Genomic DNA, 16854 nt, shown 5'->3' on the forward strand with positions numbered 1-16854 from the left:
GAAATGTCCAGCCGCATGAACAAACTCGTGTCCGCCGCATTGACCGTGACCTGCCTGACCTTCGCCGCGTCGCTCGCTCCCGCCGCGACGATCGGCTACTGGCAATTCGACGACGGCAGCGCGCCCAATGACGCCAACACGCTCGTCTCGCAGACCAACAGCCCGACCGTCGACGGCACGGGCGTCAGCGAAGGGTCCGGTAAGCCCAAGTTCAACAATGACGTGCCCATTCCCTTCGTGCGCGACGGCATCGGCGGGTCCATCATCAATGCCGCCAACACCACCTCGCTCAAGCTCACCAACGGCAATCTCCCCGCCGTCAATGGCCACAGCGCCAGTGTCGTCCATGTCGCCGACAGCACGCTGATGCGCCCGGCGAGCTTCACCGCCGAGGCCTTCGTCAAAGTCGATCATCACATCGACTTCGCCGGCATCATGGGCAAGGAGCGCAGCGTCGACGGCGGCGACACATGGCAGCTCGACATCGACAACACCGGCAAGCTCCGCGCCCGTTTCGACACGCAGACCGGCTCCGGAGCCGGCAATCCCCCCGGATACAATCAGAGCGTCGTGAGCTCATTCTTCATCGAGGACGGACTCTGGCATCACATCGCGCTGACCTACGATGGCAGCACCCGCGCGTTCAAGATCTACGCCGACTACAACCTGGTCGGCTCGGGCACGACGACGTTCAACCTCATCTACGACGCCGGGTTCTTTGAAGTGGGCCACATCGCAGGACGCGCGTTCGACGGGTGGGTCGATGAAGTGCGGCTCAGCGACACGGTGCTCGCCACCAACCAGTTCCTGACCGTCATTCCCGAACCGTCGAGCGCGGCGCTGATGGGCCTTATGGGTCTGGCGCTCGTGCGCCGCAAGCGATGACACAGACGAAAACTCAGGGATGGCCCTCCCTGAGCTTTCCCGGAAACGCCCCATGCGCAGACATGCCTTCACATTGATCGAACTGCTCGTCGTCGTGACGATCATCGCGCTGCTGATCGCCATTCTGCTGCCTTCGCTCAACAAGGCGCGGGCGACGTCGCGCATGATCGTCTGCGCCGCCAACCTCAAACAGTTCGGCATCGCCGCCAACATCTACGCCGCGGAGAACCGCGACTGGCTCCTGCCCCAGTCGTCGCCGTCGAGCACCGGCTCGCCGGGCAACCGCTACGAGTGGTATCACAATCCCGCGTTCGTGAAGATCATGGGCATGGCCCCCGCGTCGCAGGGATACTACTACAACGCGCCGCGCGGGCTCATCTGTCCCGACGCCCGGTGGGTCCTCGATCACCCCGCCGGCGTCAGCGAGAAGACCAACAAGTACGCCCTCCCCGGCGCGCTGGACCCCAACGGGTATTACCGGCTGGACCTGAGCTACGGGATGAGTCCGGTCGGCATCGCCGGTTGGTGGGACGCGTACGGCGTGGAGCAGTCGTCAAAAGTCGTCCGCGGTCTGAAGCGCGTCGAGATCAAACGCCCCGGCGACATCATCTACATGATGGACTCCAACTGGTCCGACCCGACACTCGGCGGACGCTACAACTACCGCCTCAATCCCGACACCGATTTCATCACGCCCGCCAACAACTGGGCCATCGCCTGGCGCCACTTCTACAACGACAAAGACCACGGCCTGTGCAACACGCTCTTTTACGACGCCCACGCTGAAGCCCTGACCGCCGGGCTGGGCTCCGAACAGATGAACGACAACTGGCGCTGGAACCCATGATCTTCCAGGGCGGGGGACTTCAGTCCCCCCGCCTCCTTCGATCAATGCGCCCGGAACCTTTCGCGCTGATACTCATCGAGCAGCGCCATCGCCTCGCGACGCAGCGCGTCCGGCAACGGTTCGTGCGCTCGCACCATTTGCAGATACCGCCCCACCGTCATGCCCGGCGGGCGGATCACCCCATGTCGCGCCAGCTTCCTCTCCGCCTGCGCGAGCTGCGCCCGGAGTCGCACCACATGCGGCGGAATCGGCGCGCCCCGGCCTCGCCCCATCGCCGTCCGCAAATCCTCACGGAACACCCACGCCACGCCCGCCGCGATCATCATCAGCCACGCCCAGATCGGCACGCGCTGCGGCAGCGCCACGAGCCAGTCCCAGATCGCCAGCATCAGCGCCTTGAATCCGCCATGCAGCATGAGCTGCATGATCCGGTCCCACTCGACGCCGACCCATTCACTGAGCCGCGCCGACGTATCGAGCGGCTTCGTCGCCGGCCGGGCCGACGGCGGCGTCGTCTCCACCACCGTCCATCCCGCCTGTGGTCCCAGATACGCCTCCACCCACGCATGCGCATCCTTCCGACGCGCCAGCCAGATGCCTTCAAGCCCCTCCTCGTCGGCGACGAAACCCGTGACATATCGAGCCGGGATGCCCATCGCGCGCAGCAGCAGCGTCGACGCCGTGGCGAAATATTCGCAGTGCCCCTTGTGCTCATCCTCCAGAAACTCGAGCACCGGATCCTTGTCGAGATTCGTCCGCTTCATGCCGCGCTGATAGGTGAAGTTCTGCTTGAAATACGCGGCGAGGTCCGCGGCGTTCTGAGCGGGCGAACGATCCGTGTGCATGATCTGATGCGCGATCTTCACCAGGTCGTCTTCGATGTTCGACGGCAGATGCAGGTCCGCATCGGTCGGCCCGGGCATCATGGCCGTCTGACCGAAGTAACAGTACCCGCCGGTGCTCGATCCGCGCGTCGGGCGGATCGTGTACGCCGACCCGTAGCGCGCCCGGTCGGCGAAGCTCGCCACCTTGTGCACGCCCAGCGGCAAAAAGAACGTGTCGGAGAACTGGCGATCCGGGTACACCGTCGCTTCGTAGTCCTCCGAATCGGCGGAGAGCGTGTTGAAAATGCGCCGGCCCAGATACGTGCCGCTGGGGAAGAGCGGTTGGCGCTCGTCGATGATGCGCCATGCCCCGTCGTAATACCGATCGTACACCGCCCCGCGCAGGTACGGATCGGGCTTGTGCTCGGCGAAGACGCGCACCATGATCTCCTGCTCCGTCGGATCGTTGGCCGCGCCCCAGATGCCCGAGATCGTGTTCAGGTCCGTCTTGCGATCAAAGCCCACCGATCCGCGCGACCCGCCGCGCAGAAGCTGCTGCACCGCCCATTCGTTTAAGCGCGGAATCTGATCGACGACGTAGAACTGCACGGACAACACCATCGTCGCGAGGATGCCCAGCGCCAGCCCGAGCCGCCCCAGCGGCGCGCGCCGCCAGTCCGACCAGTGCCGCATGAAAAGCTCTTCACGCAGGTGCCAGAGCAGAAGCGGAATGAACATCGCCAAAAGCGGCAGGTACCACACGTTCCGCGCCGCCGTCCCCGCCATGCCCATCCCCATCACCGCGCACGCCAGCGCGTAGTCCCGGCTCCCCCCGTGCCGGATCGACAGAACGTGATGCGCCGCCAGCGCCATCATGTACAGCCCGACCATGTACAGAAAAGTCACCGGCACATAGCTGTTGCTCTCCTCCGCCGATCCGTACGAGCGGTACCACAGGCCGAAGGGAATGAGCATGACGAACGCCAGCAGGGATCGCGGGCGCGGCATGGTCGGCCGGCCGAACACGAGGTTCGCGCCGATGAGGGCGGCGATGATCAATGGCGCGACGGTCAGATGCCCGCTGGACCCCAGCGCGAGCGTGGCGAGGATGCACAGCAGGCCGATGACCCAGGGACTGCGCGGCTCGGTTTTCATCAGAGCACCTCCACGCCGCGCTGCACGTCGAGAATGGACAAGCACGTGCAGCCCGCCGCCGTCGCCGCCTTCGTCTGCGCCTTGTCATCGCTGATGAGGATCGTGCGCGTCTGCACGCCGGCGTCGTGAATCTGCTCGATGAACTTGGCGCGCTTTTCGTCCCATGAAAGCAGCAGCAGGATGACGGTCGACGTGGACCGAAGCTCTTCGCTGAACGCCGGGCCGATCACTTCGATCGGGTCCTCGTCGCATCGCTCGATGCACGCGAGGATGTCGAGGATGTTGTCGAGGTACGCCAGCGATCGCCCGGCCTGAAACTGGAAAAGCTGAGGCCCCGCCGCGAAAAGGTCGATGACGTACTCCTGCCGCGCGAGGTAGTCGGCGACGGCGGCGGCCATCGACAGATTCGACTCCAGCGCCGCCGTGCTCCATCGCCGCGGCGGGCGCGTGTCGACGAGCATCGCCATGCGCGTCAGGAACTCCTGCTCGAACTGCTTGACGACCGGCATGCCCACGCGGGCCCAGCTCCGCTGATGCAGATCGCGGATGCGGTCGCCCGTCTGATACTCGCGCGTGCCGACGAACTCCATCGACTCGCCCACGCGGCTCGCCAGCGCCAGCCCGCCCGGCTGATAGCGCAGGCCGGCGGGAATCGAAAACTGACTGAGCCGCGTAAACGACGGATACACGATGAGCCGATGCGGCTGAGCGAAAAAGCGCTTGGACTGCGTGAGGCCGAACGGAAACGCCGCAAGCCCCGTCGGCCCGTTGAGCAGGTAGCTGCCCCGCCGATCGACGCGCACGGCGTACTGAAAGTCATGCCCCGCGCCCGGCTCGATGCGATCGACGTACTGCGGATCGTCCTCGACCTCGACCCGCATGGGCAGACGAAACTCGTATGCCCCGACATCGAACATCGGCCGGCGCGTCGGATTCGTCACGCGAATCGTCATCGTCACCGACGACCCCGCCACGCAGCGCTCGGGCATGAGACGCTTGCAGTCCATCCGCACCCGCGTGAGCATCGAGAGGATCATCGACAGCGCGAGCAGCGAGAAGAAGAAGCTGAACGCGTACGCGCCGACCATCTTGCCGGGGAACGAGCCGGCGATGCCCGTGGCGACCGCGCCGATGAGCACGTAACGGCCGGGTCGCGTGAAGCGCTCGCGCCACATGTGCGACGTGAGCGACAGCATCCGGTGCCGCGCCCAATCCGGCGGCCGCGTCAGCTCCCGCCACGCCTGCTTGAATCCTTCGCGTGTCACGAACATGGTCACTCTCGTCACCCCTCCCTTGAGGGAGGGGCCGGGGGAGGGTGAGACGTATCAGTCAATTCATGTTCCGCATCCATGCGGTCGCATCACGCCTGATACGATCCACCCTCACCCAACCCTCTCCCTCAAGGGAGAGGGCGATTAGGTCGGCACGCGCGTTTTTTCGATCACTTCGGCGATGACGGCCTTCTTGTCCGCCCCGCCGTAACGCGCCTTGGTTTCGAGCATCATGCGATGCGCCAGCACCGGGCCGGCCGTCTGCTGCACATCGTCGGGCACGACATGGTCGCGCCCCGCCATCAGCGCCGTCGCCTGCGCCATGCGGAAAAGCCCCAGCGCCCCGCGCGGGCTCGCGCCCATCTGCACCTGCGGATGGCCCCGCGTCGCGCGAACCAGTTCGACGATGTACCGGCCGATTTCCTGGGCCACATGCACCTGCCGCACCTTCGCCTGCAACCGCTCGACCGCCTGGCACTCCACGACCGGCGTCAGCGCGTTGAGCGGGTGCTCACGCTGCTGATCGAAAAGAATCATCCGCTCCGTGTCCGCGTCGGCGTAGTCCAGGTCCATGTGCACGAGGAACCGATCGAGCTGCGCTTCGGGCAGCGGGTACGTGCCGTGAAACTCAATGGGGTTCTGCGTGGCGATGACCATGAACGGCGTCGGCAGCGCATGTCGCACGCCTTCGATCGTCGCCTGGTTCTCGCCCATCGCCTCCAAGAGACTCGACTGCGTGCGCGGCGAAGCGCGGTTGATCTCGTCGGCGAGCAGAATGTTCGTGAAAATCGGGCCTTTGTGGAAGGCGAACGAACCCTCGGTGCTGTTGTAGACCGACCCGCCGAGCACATCGGTCGGCAAAAGGTCCGGCGTGAACTGCACCCGGCGGAACATCGCATCCAGACTCAGCGCCAGCGCCTTGGCGAGCGTCGTCTTGCCCAGCCCCGGCAGGTCTTCGATGAGCACGTGCCCCTGTGCCAGCAAGGCCGCGAGCAGCAGATCAATGCGGTCGTCCTTGCCGCGGATCACCGAGCGGAGATTCGCCCGGACACGCTCAACGATCGCACCGGGATTGAGGGAGGACTCGCTCGAGCCGGCGGAAGCGACCGTAGACGGAATCGGGCCGTGGTTCATAATCGCATTTTATACGAGACGGCCCGCCGATGCGTTCGTGAGGTTGCAAAAGAATGATCCGTCCGAGCCATCACCTATTCCGCCAACGAACGGACACGCACACGGACCTGTTGCTCCGCTCGTTCGGCCACGACAATGAACGGCTCGATCAACTCCACGGATAACCCGATCAAGGTGTTCCACGTCGCGATCGTGAAGGCCGGGCTCAGATGGCCCGGCCGCAGATAGACGATCCCGGTAAATGGAATGCGACCGGCAATCGCCATCGTTCCGAAGTCGCTGTCATGTGTGAGCACCACCCGCCGCTCGGTATGGGCGCGTTCAAGAACAGATTGGTCGTCCGCACCCGCCAAACCGATTTCGGTCACGCTGACGATGTCGTATCCCGATGTGCGAAGCTGCGCGACAAGCGCTCGCGGGATATTTTCATCCGCGACGAGCCCGAACGCTTCGAGTCTCAACGATCGATCTCCGCGGTGATGTTCACTTCGTTGCGCAGGAATCGGGCGGCGTACTGCATCGCCTGTTGCACGGCGGCGCGGTCGAGTTGCGGGTATTGGCGCAGGAGGTCGTCGATGGTCGCGCCGGTGGCGAGCAGTTCGACGATCATCTCGACGCTGAGGCGCGTGCCTTGAATGCACGGTTTGCCGCCGAGGATGGCCGGGTTGGAGATGATGCGGTCGTACATGGGCGTCACGGAAGTATAGGCCGCGGAACCGGGGAACGGATCACCCCAGCCGCCCGTTGGCCTTGAGGTGCTCCAGCACGTGATAGACCGTTTCGACCTGATCCGCCGCGGCGATCTGGGCGGCGAGTTTGGCGGCATCGGCATTGGCGCCCGGTTTGGCGGCGAGAATCTTGCGCTGCAGATCGAGCACGGCGGCGGCGGCCTTCTTGCCCGCTTCGACGCCCGGCTGATGGTACGCATTGATGTTCACCAGCGAGGCGTAGAACCCGACGGCGCGCTCAAAGAGCGCGATCAGCGTGCCGACGGTTTTGGCGTCGACGTGATTGACCGTGATCGTGATCGACTGGCGGCCGTTCTCGTAGAGGGCGGAGCGCGTGCCGAGGTAGAGCCCGTCGAGGTAGTCGCCGCTGGTGACCTGCGGCTCGACTTCGAGCTTCGTGGGCATGTCGCCGGCGGCGCCGTCTTCGAGCACGCGGATGAACACGGCGAAGAAGTTGTTCACGCCTTCGCGAAGCTGCTGCACGTACGCATGCTGATCCGTCGAGCCCTTGTTGCCGTACACCGCGATGCCCTGCTCGACTTTCTTGCCCGAAAGGTCATCGGCCTTGCCCAGCGATTCCATCACAAGCTGCTGCAAGTAGCGGCTAAACAGCAGGAGGCGATCCTTATAAGGCAGGACGACCATGTCCTTCTCGCCGCGCCCGTTCGTGGCGTGGTGCCACATCAGCGCCATCAGAGCGGCGGGGTTCTTGGCCGTGTCGGGCTGGCGCGTGACCGCATCGCAGGCGGCGGCGCCGGCGAGCATGGCGTCGATGTCGATACCCTGAAGCGCCGCCGGCAGAAGTCCGACCGCCGCCAGTTCACTCGTGCGTCCGCCGACCCAGTCCCACATGGGCAGCCGCAGCAGCCAGCCCTCCGACGCGGCGACCTTGTCAAGCTTCGAGCCCTCGCCGGTGACGGCGACGGCGTGTTTGGCGAAGTCGACGCCCGCCGCTTTGTAGGCCGCCTGCGCGACGAGCATGCCGTTGCGCGTTTCGGGGGTTCCGCCGGATTTACTGACGACGACGGCGAGCGTCTTGTCGAGCTTGCCCTTGAGCACGCGCAGCACGCGCGCCATGCCGTCCGGGTCGGTGTTGTCGAAGAAGTGCACCTTCATCTTGTCCGTCGACGGATCGCCCAGTGCGTCCGCGACGAACTGCGGGCCCAGCGCGCTGCCGCCGATGCCGATGACCAGCACCTCGCTGAACTTCCCGCCGGCGTGAATCTCGGCGGCGAACTTCTTGATCCGCGCCAGCGTGCCGGTGATCTCCTTCGTCAGCGCCGCATCGGGCGCCAGCTTCGCATCGCGCAGCCAGTAGTGCCCCACCATGCGCTGCTCATCGGGATTGGCGATCGCCCCGCCTTCAAGCTGATCCATCTGCGCGTAGGCGTGATCGAGCTTGGGCTCCATCTTCTTGAAAAAGTCATCCGCGAAGGTCATGCGGCTGATGTCGAGACTGAGCCCGATCGACGGGCAGACGCACAGATGTTTCTTGTAACGCTCGAAGAGGGAGTTGCTCATGATTCTTCCGATCCGCAAAGGTTCAGTGACGCCGCCGACACACTGACAAGGTATACTCGCGCCGATGTTCGATCAACGCACCGTGATGTTTATTGTGTTCGTGCTGTTCAGCATGGCGTGTTTCGCGATGGGGTATGCGGCCCGCAAGCGCGGGTGGGCCCCCGAACGGTGGAGCCGGCCGATCCATCTGCACACGGTGATCTGGCTCTGGTCGCCGGTGACGCTATTTGCCTTCTGGGGCCTGAAAAACGACGCCGCCCGCGATGTGACGACGCTGATGATCTGCGAGCCGATCCTCATGATCGCCGCCGCGCTCGTCATGCTTTTGCTCGTCATCCTCGCCCGCTGCCCCCGCAAAACGCGCGGCGTCATGATCATCGCCTCCGTCATCTCCAACCACGGGTTCACCCTCGGCGCCTACCTCTGCTATGCCCTGCTCGAGCCGCATGACGATGCGCTGCGCTACGGCATCGCGTTCGTCACGAGCATGCAGATGTTCATGGTGCTCCTGTTCTACCCCGTCGCCGCCCACTACGGGTCCGACGGCAAGATGCACGTCGGCCGACTGATGCTCGAAAGCTTCATCACGCCCCGCGCCACGCCGCTGTATATGGCCCTCGTCGGCCTCGCCCTCAAGTTCTCCGGCATCCCCGTCCCGACGCAGATCGCGCAATGGCACGTCATGGACATCCTCTTCTTCGCCGGGGCCGCCGGGTCGCACATCGGCATCGGCCTGCGCTTCCGCTTCGGCGACACGGCGCACACGCTGCACCTGCACGGCCTGCTCGCGCTCGTCCAGTTCGTCGCCCACCCCGTCCTCACCGCCGCGCTCCTCGCCGCCATGACCGCCGCCGGCCACCCGCCCAGCCGACTCGTCCACGATGTCATGATCATCGAGGCCTTCGTCCCGACCGGCCTCAACACCGTCATCATCGCCAACCTCTTCCACCTCGAACCCCGACTCGCCAGCGGCCTGTGGCTCTGGAACATGGTCCTGTTCTGCGTCATCATCGTGCCGGGGTTGCTGTGGGTCTGGGGGTGAGGGGATCGGGGGTTGGCGTTAGCGGCCGCCCCGAAGGGGCGCCCGCATCCTCGCGAAAACTTCGCGCATGAAAAAGGCGGTGACCTTGCGGTCACCGCCTTTGGATCAGCGATCGGAAGAACTCGATCGTTTAGCGGAGCAACTGGAGCACGCTCTGGGGCGTGGAGTTGGCAAGCTGCAGGACGTTCGTCGCAGCGGAGACGAGGATCTGCGAACGGGTGAGCTGCGCCGTTTCGGAGGCGAAGTCCGTGTCGCGGATCTGGCTTTCTGCGGCGGCGTTGTTTTCCAAGGCCACGCCGAGGGAGCGGATGGTCGCACCGACGGTGTTGGTCTGGAAGGACCCGAGGCGGCCGCGGAGTTTGGCGACCTGGGAGATGGCGTCGTTGACGATGCGCTGTCCCTTGTCCACGTCGCCGGTGACGACGTTGGCGGCACCGCCGGAGGCGATGTCGGACAGGTGGCCGTTCTTGGCGGAGCCGAGGCGGCCGGTCGTCACGGCTTCGATGCCGATGGAGGTCTTACCGGCCAGGTCCAGGGTCGGCGAGAGCTGGAAGTTCGCGCCGCCGCCGGTGATGGTGAACGAGGAGCTGCCGCCGTCGGTGTTGAAGGCGGAAGCGAGACTCACCGTCAGGGCCAGGGAGCCGGTGGAGATCGTGGCGGTCAGACCATCGACCTGCGCCGAGGCGCCGTTGATGGTGACGACGGCGTCGCGGCCGGTGTCCTTGGCGGTCGAGGACCCGCCGGTGGCGGTCGCCGTGTTGATGGCGTTGTCGTAGGCGGAGTTGCCGGCGACCTTGGTGACCGAGGCGAACTGCGACGAGCCGAACTCCGTCGAGGAGAACTGCACATACGCGCCGCTGGTGGTGCTGATCGACGCGCTGACGCCGGTGACTTCCTTAAAGGAGTTGACGGCGGCGACGATCTGGGCGCCGGTGGTGCCGGAGGCGAAGGTGAACTGCTGCAGGCCCTTGTTGCCGGCGACTTCGATCGTCAGACTCGTGCCCGAGAGCACGTTGCCCGTGCCGGCGGACAGGAAGGCCTGGCCGGTCTGGGCGCTGGTCACCACGTTGGCCGTCACGGTCAGCGTCCCGCCGTTGGGGATCTTCGCCGAGTCGATCTTGACGTCGGTGAGCTGCGAGCCGTTGATGCCCGTGGTGGTGTAGTCGAAGTTGCCGTTGAGGAGCTTGGTCCCCTGGAAGCTCGTCGACGACGCGATGCGGTCGATCGTCTGGAGGATCGAGTCGATCTGAAGCTGGTTGGCGTTCTTTTCATCGAGACTCAGGCCCGCGTCGTTGGCGGACTGGCCGATGAGCGACTGAAGGTTGGTCAAGAGACCCGACACTTCGGTCAGGCCGCCTTCAGCGATGTTGACCACCTGATCGGCGCGCTCCGCGTTGCCGATGGCGGCCGTGATGGACGCGCCTTCGGACCGCAGCGATTCGCTGGCGATCAGGCCGGCCGGGTCGTCCTTGCCGCGGTTGATCCGCAGACCGGTGCTGAGCCGCTCAAGACTCGTGTTGAGCGACTCATTCTGCTGGCGCAGAACGCGCTGGGCCAGCAAAGACGTGACGTTGGTGTTGATGCGACTCATGAGGTGTCCTCCATGAACCCTAAAAGTGACCTGTTCCGTGGCTCGTGTTGAGCGTCGGCCCAACGCGGGCCTACAATCCGTTGTTCAGTGTGTAGCGGTCCAGTCCTCGTGTTTGTTCAGGTCTCTACGACCCTCACAGAAAGCACGCTCAGCATGTCCTATCGGTTGCTCTCATTCGGCAGTTAACTCGCCGATCAATCACCCGAAAAAAAGTTTTCACTTATCGGACAACTCCGGCATCATCCCCGCCGGACCCGCAGTTCTTGCGCCTTTTCATCGCTTCATACGCATTTTTCGCTATGCCCTTCAACCTTCGGCTCAAACCAACCCCGACATAAGTGACTTTCCCTATCAACACCCAACGTCCGAAAACATCACGCAAATTCCACCGCCACCCCCAAATCCCCCAAAAATTCGCCCGCACAAAAACCCCGCACGCGCAAAATCCCCTTCGTGTTTCGTGTTTCCCCATAGGCCGTTCCGGTCGCCAAACCAGTACACCCGCACGCACACAGTTTTCACCCCGCTCATCGCGCCCGTCCGCATCGCCCGCCCCGCATCATGATGAAGTACAGACGCCCCGCGGACTTGCGACGCGGCAATCCCTCGCCGCCCGATCATCGAAAATCATGGCACACCGTTTGCATTCCACCCCATGCGACTTAGCGCCTTCAGCGCGATCGCATCGCGCCGGCGTTCTGTCCGACGCGCGGCTGTGCGGCCGCGCGGACGTGCTCGTCATCCCGTCGGTCCACCCCGGCCGGAAAACCCCCGCGCCGATTTTGGAGTGCATTGCCGTGCGCCATTCATTCGTCAAACTGCTTCTCGCCGCCGTCCTCCTCGCCGCCGCCCGAAACCCCGCCCACGCCGAAACGATCTACGGCTTCAACTCCGACAACCTCTTTTTCAAATACGACACTGTCACCGGACAGCGCGTCGATATCGGGACCTTCTCCGGCATCGCCCCCAACCAGACCATCGCCGCCATCGACTATCGCCCCAATACCGGTCAGGTCTATGTGGCGGGCGTTACGACGAATCCTTCAGTTCGACGCGCGCAGTTGTACACCGTCGACCTGTCCAACGCCGTCCTGACGCCCGGCGCCGGCGACATTGACATAGAGGTGAACGTCTCTATCCCCAATGACCCTTATCCTTCGTTGGTCTCGATGGACTTCGACCCCTCGGTCGACAAGGTGCGCTTCGCCGTCGCGGATGTGTTTTCAAGTTTAACTCCTTCGCTGGTCAACCCCGACACCGGCTTACGGGAGGTAGGGCACGGAGATAACGATACATTGGCTTATGACGCTGTTAATCCAGCTTTTCCCTATCCCGCGCTGACCGCGATCGCTTACTCGAACAACGGCCCGCTGACCAATCCACCTCCCATCTCAACGTGGTACGGCTACGATGGCACCACCGATTCACTCGCCCAAATCGACGTGGCCTTCATCAACAGCACATTTGACGAGTACACCGTGTCAAGTCTGACCCCCGTCACGCTCAACGGCATCGGCGTCTCGTCGAGCGTCTACGCCGGCATGGACATCAGCGGCGCGACCGGCATCGCCTATCTCGTCCTGCAGGATGATCAGACACTCACCAGCACCCTCTACAAAGTCGGCCTGACCGGCCCGACCGCCGGCGTGCTCACCCCTCTGTACGATTTCATCCCCGGCGAAAACATCGTCGAATTCACCGTCGTCCCCGACACCATCCCCGAACCCACCACCGCCGGCCTGCTCGCGCTCGGCGCGCTCACGCTGTCGATGCGCCGCCGTTCGTCTGCCCCCCGCCCTTGAGGGCGGGGCTGGGGGCGGGTGAAGCGCATCAGTCTGATCTGCGCTCGCATCGATGCGGATACAGGTCTGGCCTGATGCGATCCACCCCCACCCAACCCTCCCCCTCCGAGGGGAGGGCTTTGCCGCCCCCCGCCCTTGAGGGCGGGGCTGGGGGCGGGTGAAGCGCATCAGTCCGATCTACGCTCGCATCGATGCGGATACAGGTCTGGCCTGATGCGATCCACCCCCACCCAACCCTCCCCCTCATCGGGGGAGGGCTTCCAATCCCCCCCGTTTAGCGACGCCGCTTGCGGCGTGCGTTCATAGTGTGCGTGTGAGAAGGCGGAGTTTAACGAGCCGCGACCGTCAGGGAGCGGTCACGGCGCCGCTCATTGTGACCTGTTTCGACCGCTCCCTGACGGTCGCGGCTCGTTGAGAAAGCGATTTGATTCGTAAAACCGCTCTACCTTCGCGCTACTTCGCTGACAAATCCCCAAGCTTCACAAGCTGCTTGCGTTCGATCAACTTCGGACCGAGCCGCGCGTAGGGTACTTCCTGCACGGCCACATCATGGCGCACCGCGTCCGCCGCGGCCAGGCCGGCGCTTTCGCTCAAGATCATGAACACCGGCTCCATGCGGATCGAGGCAAACCCCATGTGCGAGGCCGACACGCAGAACGTCGAGAGCAGATTGTCGCATTCGTCGCGCTTGGGCGTGATCGCGCGGTAGGGAATCTCGTAGGGCCGATGCCCCGGTGTGAAATCGTTGGGGTTGCCTTCGTTGCGGACGACGCCGTGGTCAACGATGCGCTGCACCAGATGACTGTCCGCCCCGTACGAGCCGAGACCGATGGAATCCTCCTTCGTGCGGTTCGTCTCCAGATCGTGACTGGTCATCACATACGCCCCGACCATCCGCCTTGCCTCGCGCACATAAAGCTGCGGCGTCCAATGTCCGTTCTTCGTGAACTCGTCCCTGGGATAGCCCCACTCAAGCATCTCGCGGCGCACCGACTCGGGCACGCGCGGGTCGTGACCGAGGAAGTAGAGCAAGCCCTGCGTGTAGTCCATGTGAAGCTGCAGGATGGATCGGCGCGTCGCTTCGTCACCGTCGGGATAATCCCAACTGAATCCGATGAGGTCCGTCGAGAACGGCCCGCCGTCGTTGATGTCGGTCTTGCGGTTGGGCATCGGGGAGAATCTTCCGAGCAGTCCGCGCTGAAGTTTGAGCCCGGGCTTGGCGGCGATGTAGCGGGCGAGCAGGTCGTAGCGGCTCGCGTCGTAGCCCGCCGGTTTCTCGATGGGGATGCGATTTTCCGGCACGTCCGTCAGACAGATGCGATAGTTGTACGCCTGCACCTTCTTGTCGCCCGCCCCGTCCTCGCCGCGGGGCACGTCCTGCACGCCGAACATCAATGACCCGTCCGGCTCGTGCGGGTCAATGTCCGCATCCCATTGTTTGCGCGTCGACCACTTCCGCGCGACGACGCCGGCATACTTCTCGCCGTACTCCGCAGACGACTCGCGCCCGACGCGATACGAGACGCCCGCCTTGGCGAGCAGGTCGCCTTCGTAGGTCGCATCAATGAAGACGCGGCCGGTAAATGTCTCGCCGTTCTCGCATCGGAGAGCGACGATGCGGTGGTCCCGCTTCTCGACGCTCGCGAGCCGGTGACCGGTCCGCACGGTGACACCTGCTTCCTTCATCATCTCGTTCAGCACGGTTGACGCGGCCGACGGTTCATGGAACCACCACTTGCCGTCGTTGACCGCATGACCGACGCGTTTGAGATAGTCCTCGCGCGTCTCGAATTTCCATGCGGCGGGATCGTCGTAGTGGGCCTTCATCCGCCGGTAGAACTCCGCCGCCATCCCGCCGATGCTTTGCCACGTTCCGAAATCCGTCCAGCCGAGACCGCCGCTCACCATGCCCCCGACATGCTCGGTCGGCTCCAGCACGATGACCGACACGCCGCCCTCGCGCGCGATCGACACGGCGCTGACGACGCCCCCCGCCGTCCCGCCGTAGATGACGACGTCGTAGTGCTTCGGCTCCGCATGAACCGCCGCGCTGATCAAAAGCGATGCGGCGACCAGCGCGAACAGGCGAGGGACTTTGTTCTGGACCATGTGGCGATGCATCAGGCGCCTCCGTTCCCTGTTCATAAGGGACGCAGGTGCGGCGCGTCAAGCGATGCGGAAGTGTCAATCGGTCCTGAGCGATTGCGTCAAAACGCGCACGGGTGTTGCGCCAATCGCGCACGGGCGCGTCGACAGAGGCGCGCGTGTGCGCAAGCGTTGATGTAAGTCCGGCAAAAGCGTCGCACCGGCATGACGCGATGGGATCGGCGGTGCGCACGGGCGCGCCCGTGCGCGCGGAGATACGGTTGAAAAGTGCGAAATCCGTCGATGGCGCGGCAAAAACGACCGGACGGCGGCGCGGGGGAAATCGCCGGGCGCGTTCCGCGCCGGTGCGCGGCCTGGGTGAGCGCGTAAAAAAACCGGGCTGATCCTCAGCCCGGTTTTCTATCGATGGGGGAACCCGATGTCGGGGGCGTTTAGCCGCCGCGGAGCAGGGCCAGGACGTTCTGGCTGGTGCTGTTGGCCTGCGCCAGAACGCTGGTGCCGACGCTGGTGAGGACCTGAGCGCGCGTCAGCTTGGAGGTTTCCTCGGCGAAGTCGGCATCACGGATGCGCGACTCGGCGCTGGAGAGGTTCTCCAGGGAGGTCTGGAGACTGTTGACGTTGGTGTTGAGGGTGTTCTTCTCGAAGGAGCCGAGGCGGCCTCGGAAGACGGCGACCTGGGTGATGGCGGCTTCGATGATGGCGCCGGCGTCGGCGGTCTTGCCGGCGACGAGCGAGTTGGCGCCGCCGCTGACGATGGAGTTGAGGAACCCGACGACGGAGTTGCCGAGCCGGCTGGCGTTGACGGACTGGATGCCGAAGCTGATCTGCTGGCTGGTTTCGACGCTGGGCCCGAGCTGGAAGGTGGCCCCGCCGCCGGTGACGGCGAAGGTCTTGGTGCCGGCGGCGCCGGTCTTCTGAGCGAAGGCGTCGGTGAGCTGGAGTTCGAGCTTGAGGGCGGCGGTGTTGACGCGGACCTTGGTGCCGTCGCCGATGGCGAGGGTTCCGTTGACGAGGGCGAGCACGTCGGCGCCGGTGTCGCGGACGGTCGAGACGGCGCCGGCCCCGATCTTGTCGAAGGTCTGGAGGAACGAACCGCCGGTGCCGGGCACCTTGTTGACGGACACGAACTGCGAGGTGCCGAAGTCGGAGGACTCGAAGACGAGGGCGGAGAGTCCGGCGGCGGCGCCGCTGACGACGCGGGCGGTGACGCCGGTCGAATCGCTGGAGCGATTGATGGCGAAGGCGATGGCGGAGAGGCGGCTGCCGGAGGCGAGCTGGATGACGTCCGTGCCTTTATAGCCGGCGATTTCGAGGGTCACGGCCGAAGGGATCGTGACGGAGCCGGTCGAGAGGAACAGGCCGGCCTTCTGAGCGCTGGCGAGGACCTGTGTCGAGATGGGCAGACTCGAGTTGGTGCCGAAGTTGGCGGAGAAGATGTTGACATCGCTGATGGCGCTGGTGGCGACGCCGCTGGTGATGTAGTCCAGCGAGCCGTTGAGCAGTTTCAGACCGGCGAAGCTGGTCGTGTTGGCGATGCGTGTGATGGAGTCGACGGCGGAGTCGACCTGAAGCTGGTTGGCTTCGATCTCCTCCTTGCTCAAGGCGGAGTTGTTAGCCGCCTCGACCGTCAAGGCCTTGATCGAAGTGAGCAGCGAGGAGACCTCCGAGAGGGCGCCTTCGGACGTGGCGAGCACGTTCGAGGCCCGCTCGGCGTTGTTGATGGCCTGGTTGACGCCGCTCACCTCGGCGCGGATGCGCTCGGAGATGATCAGGCCGGCCGGGTCATCGGCGCCTTTGTTGATGCGAAGCCCGGTCGATAATCGCTGCAGGCGGACCTGCAAATCATCGTTGGACTTCTTGAGGTTGGTCTGTGCGATCAGTGACGCGACATTGGTGTTGATCCTAGCCATGACAATCCTCCTTGATTGTGGCTAAGGCGACGGGGCGC

At 64.5% G+C, this 16854-nt stretch carries 13 protein-coding genes; 4 read left to right on the forward strand and 9 right to left on the reverse strand.

Annotated elements, in window-relative coordinates:
* Positions 1 to 3 precede the first annotated feature (3 nt).
* Both GC162_02840 and GC162_02845 read left to right on the forward strand, forming a co-directional pair.
* The gene (locus GC162_02840) at positions 4 to 885 is read left to right on the forward strand and encodes a PEP-CTERM sorting domain-containing protein (protein MBI1367571.1); all 882 of its coding nucleotides are present in this window, start codon (positions 4 to 6) and stop codon (positions 883 to 885) included.
* A gap of 19 nt (positions 886 to 904) precedes the next feature.
* Positions 905 to 1732, forward strand: coding sequence for a prepilin-type N-terminal cleavage/methylation domain-containing protein (locus tag GC162_02845; GenBank protein MBI1367572.1), 828 nt, complete (start codon positions 905 to 907; stop codon positions 1730 to 1732).
* Between the two features lie 41 nt (positions 1733 to 1773).
* Here GC162_02845 and GC162_02850 read toward each other — a convergent pair whose 3' ends face one another.
* The 6 genes from GC162_02850 to GC162_02875 all read right to left on the reverse strand — a co-directional run bounded on the left by GC162_02850 (position 1774) and on the right by GC162_02875 (position 8365).
* Entirely contained in the window at positions 1774 to 3711 is a 1938-nt protein-coding gene (locus GC162_02850) for a hypothetical protein (GenBank protein ID MBI1367573.1), read from the reverse strand.
* Positions 3711 to 4982 (reverse strand): DUF58 domain-containing protein, encoded by a 1272-nt coding sequence (locus GC162_02855; protein MBI1367574.1) that lies wholly within the window; start codon positions 4980 to 4982, stop codon positions 3711 to 3713. Before GC162_02855 ends, GC162_02850 begins: the two co-directional genes overlap by 1 nt.
* Before the next feature lie 144 nt (positions 4983 to 5126).
* Positions 5127 to 6044 (reverse strand): AAA domain-containing protein, encoded by a 918-nt coding sequence (locus GC162_02860; GenBank protein MBI1367575.1) that lies wholly within the window; start codon positions 6042 to 6044, stop codon positions 5127 to 5129.
* 146 nt (positions 6045 to 6190) lie between these two features.
* On the reverse strand, positions 6191 to 6577 hold the full coding sequence (locus tag GC162_02865; GenBank protein MBI1367576.1) for a hypothetical protein: 387 nt from the start codon (positions 6575 to 6577) through the stop codon (positions 6191 to 6193).
* Positions 6574 to 6804, reverse strand: a complete 231-nt coding sequence (locus GC162_02870) for a DUF433 domain-containing protein (GenBank protein MBI1367577.1) — start codon at positions 6802 to 6804, stop codon at positions 6574 to 6576. The genes GC162_02865 and GC162_02870 overlap by 4 nt, the downstream gene beginning before the upstream one ends.
* Positions 6805 to 6844: 40 nt before the next feature.
* Entirely contained in the window at positions 6845 to 8365 is a 1521-nt protein-coding gene (locus GC162_02875) for a glucose-6-phosphate isomerase (protein ID MBI1367578.1), read from the reverse strand.
* Between the two features lie 64 nt (positions 8366 to 8429).
* On the opposite strand from GC162_02875, the gene GC162_02880 reads away from it, so the two are divergent.
* On the forward strand, positions 8430 to 9407 hold the full coding sequence (locus GC162_02880) for a hypothetical protein (protein MBI1367579.1): 978 nt from the start codon (positions 8430 to 8432) through the stop codon (positions 9405 to 9407).
* Between the two features lie 130 nt (positions 9408 to 9537).
* Here the strand turns inward: GC162_02880 and GC162_02885 are convergent, their stop codons facing one another.
* Positions 9538 to 10998 (reverse strand): flagellin, encoded by a 1461-nt coding sequence (locus GC162_02885; protein MBI1367580.1) that lies wholly within the window; start codon positions 10996 to 10998, stop codon positions 9538 to 9540.
* 629 nt (positions 10999 to 11627) lie between these two features.
* Here GC162_02885 and GC162_02890 point away from each other — a divergent pair.
* A complete protein-coding gene (locus GC162_02890) occupies positions 11628 to 12800 on the forward strand; it encodes a DUF4394 domain-containing protein (GenBank protein ID MBI1367581.1) in 1173 nt (390 codons plus the stop codon).
* Between the two features lie 453 nt (positions 12801 to 13253).
* On the opposite strand, the gene GC162_02895 is transcribed toward GC162_02890, so the two are convergent.
* Together GC162_02895 and GC162_02900 are read right to left on the reverse strand one after the other, a co-directional pair.
* Positions 13254 to 14945: an FAD-dependent oxidoreductase gene (locus GC162_02895; protein ID MBI1367582.1), complete on the reverse strand. Its 1692-nt coding sequence runs from the start codon at positions 14943 to 14945 to the stop codon at positions 13254 to 13256.
* A gap of 392 nt (positions 14946 to 15337) precedes the next feature.
* On the reverse strand, positions 15338 to 16816 hold the full coding sequence (locus GC162_02900) for a flagellin (GenBank protein ID MBI1367583.1): 1479 nt from the start codon (positions 16814 to 16816) through the stop codon (positions 15338 to 15340).
* Positions 16817 to 16854: the final 38 nt, after the last annotated feature.

The organism is Planctomycetota bacterium, from assembly GCA_016125255.1.
In the GTDB taxonomy this organism is placed as follows: domain Bacteria; phylum Planctomycetota; class Phycisphaerae; order Phycisphaerales; family Zrk34; genus RI-421.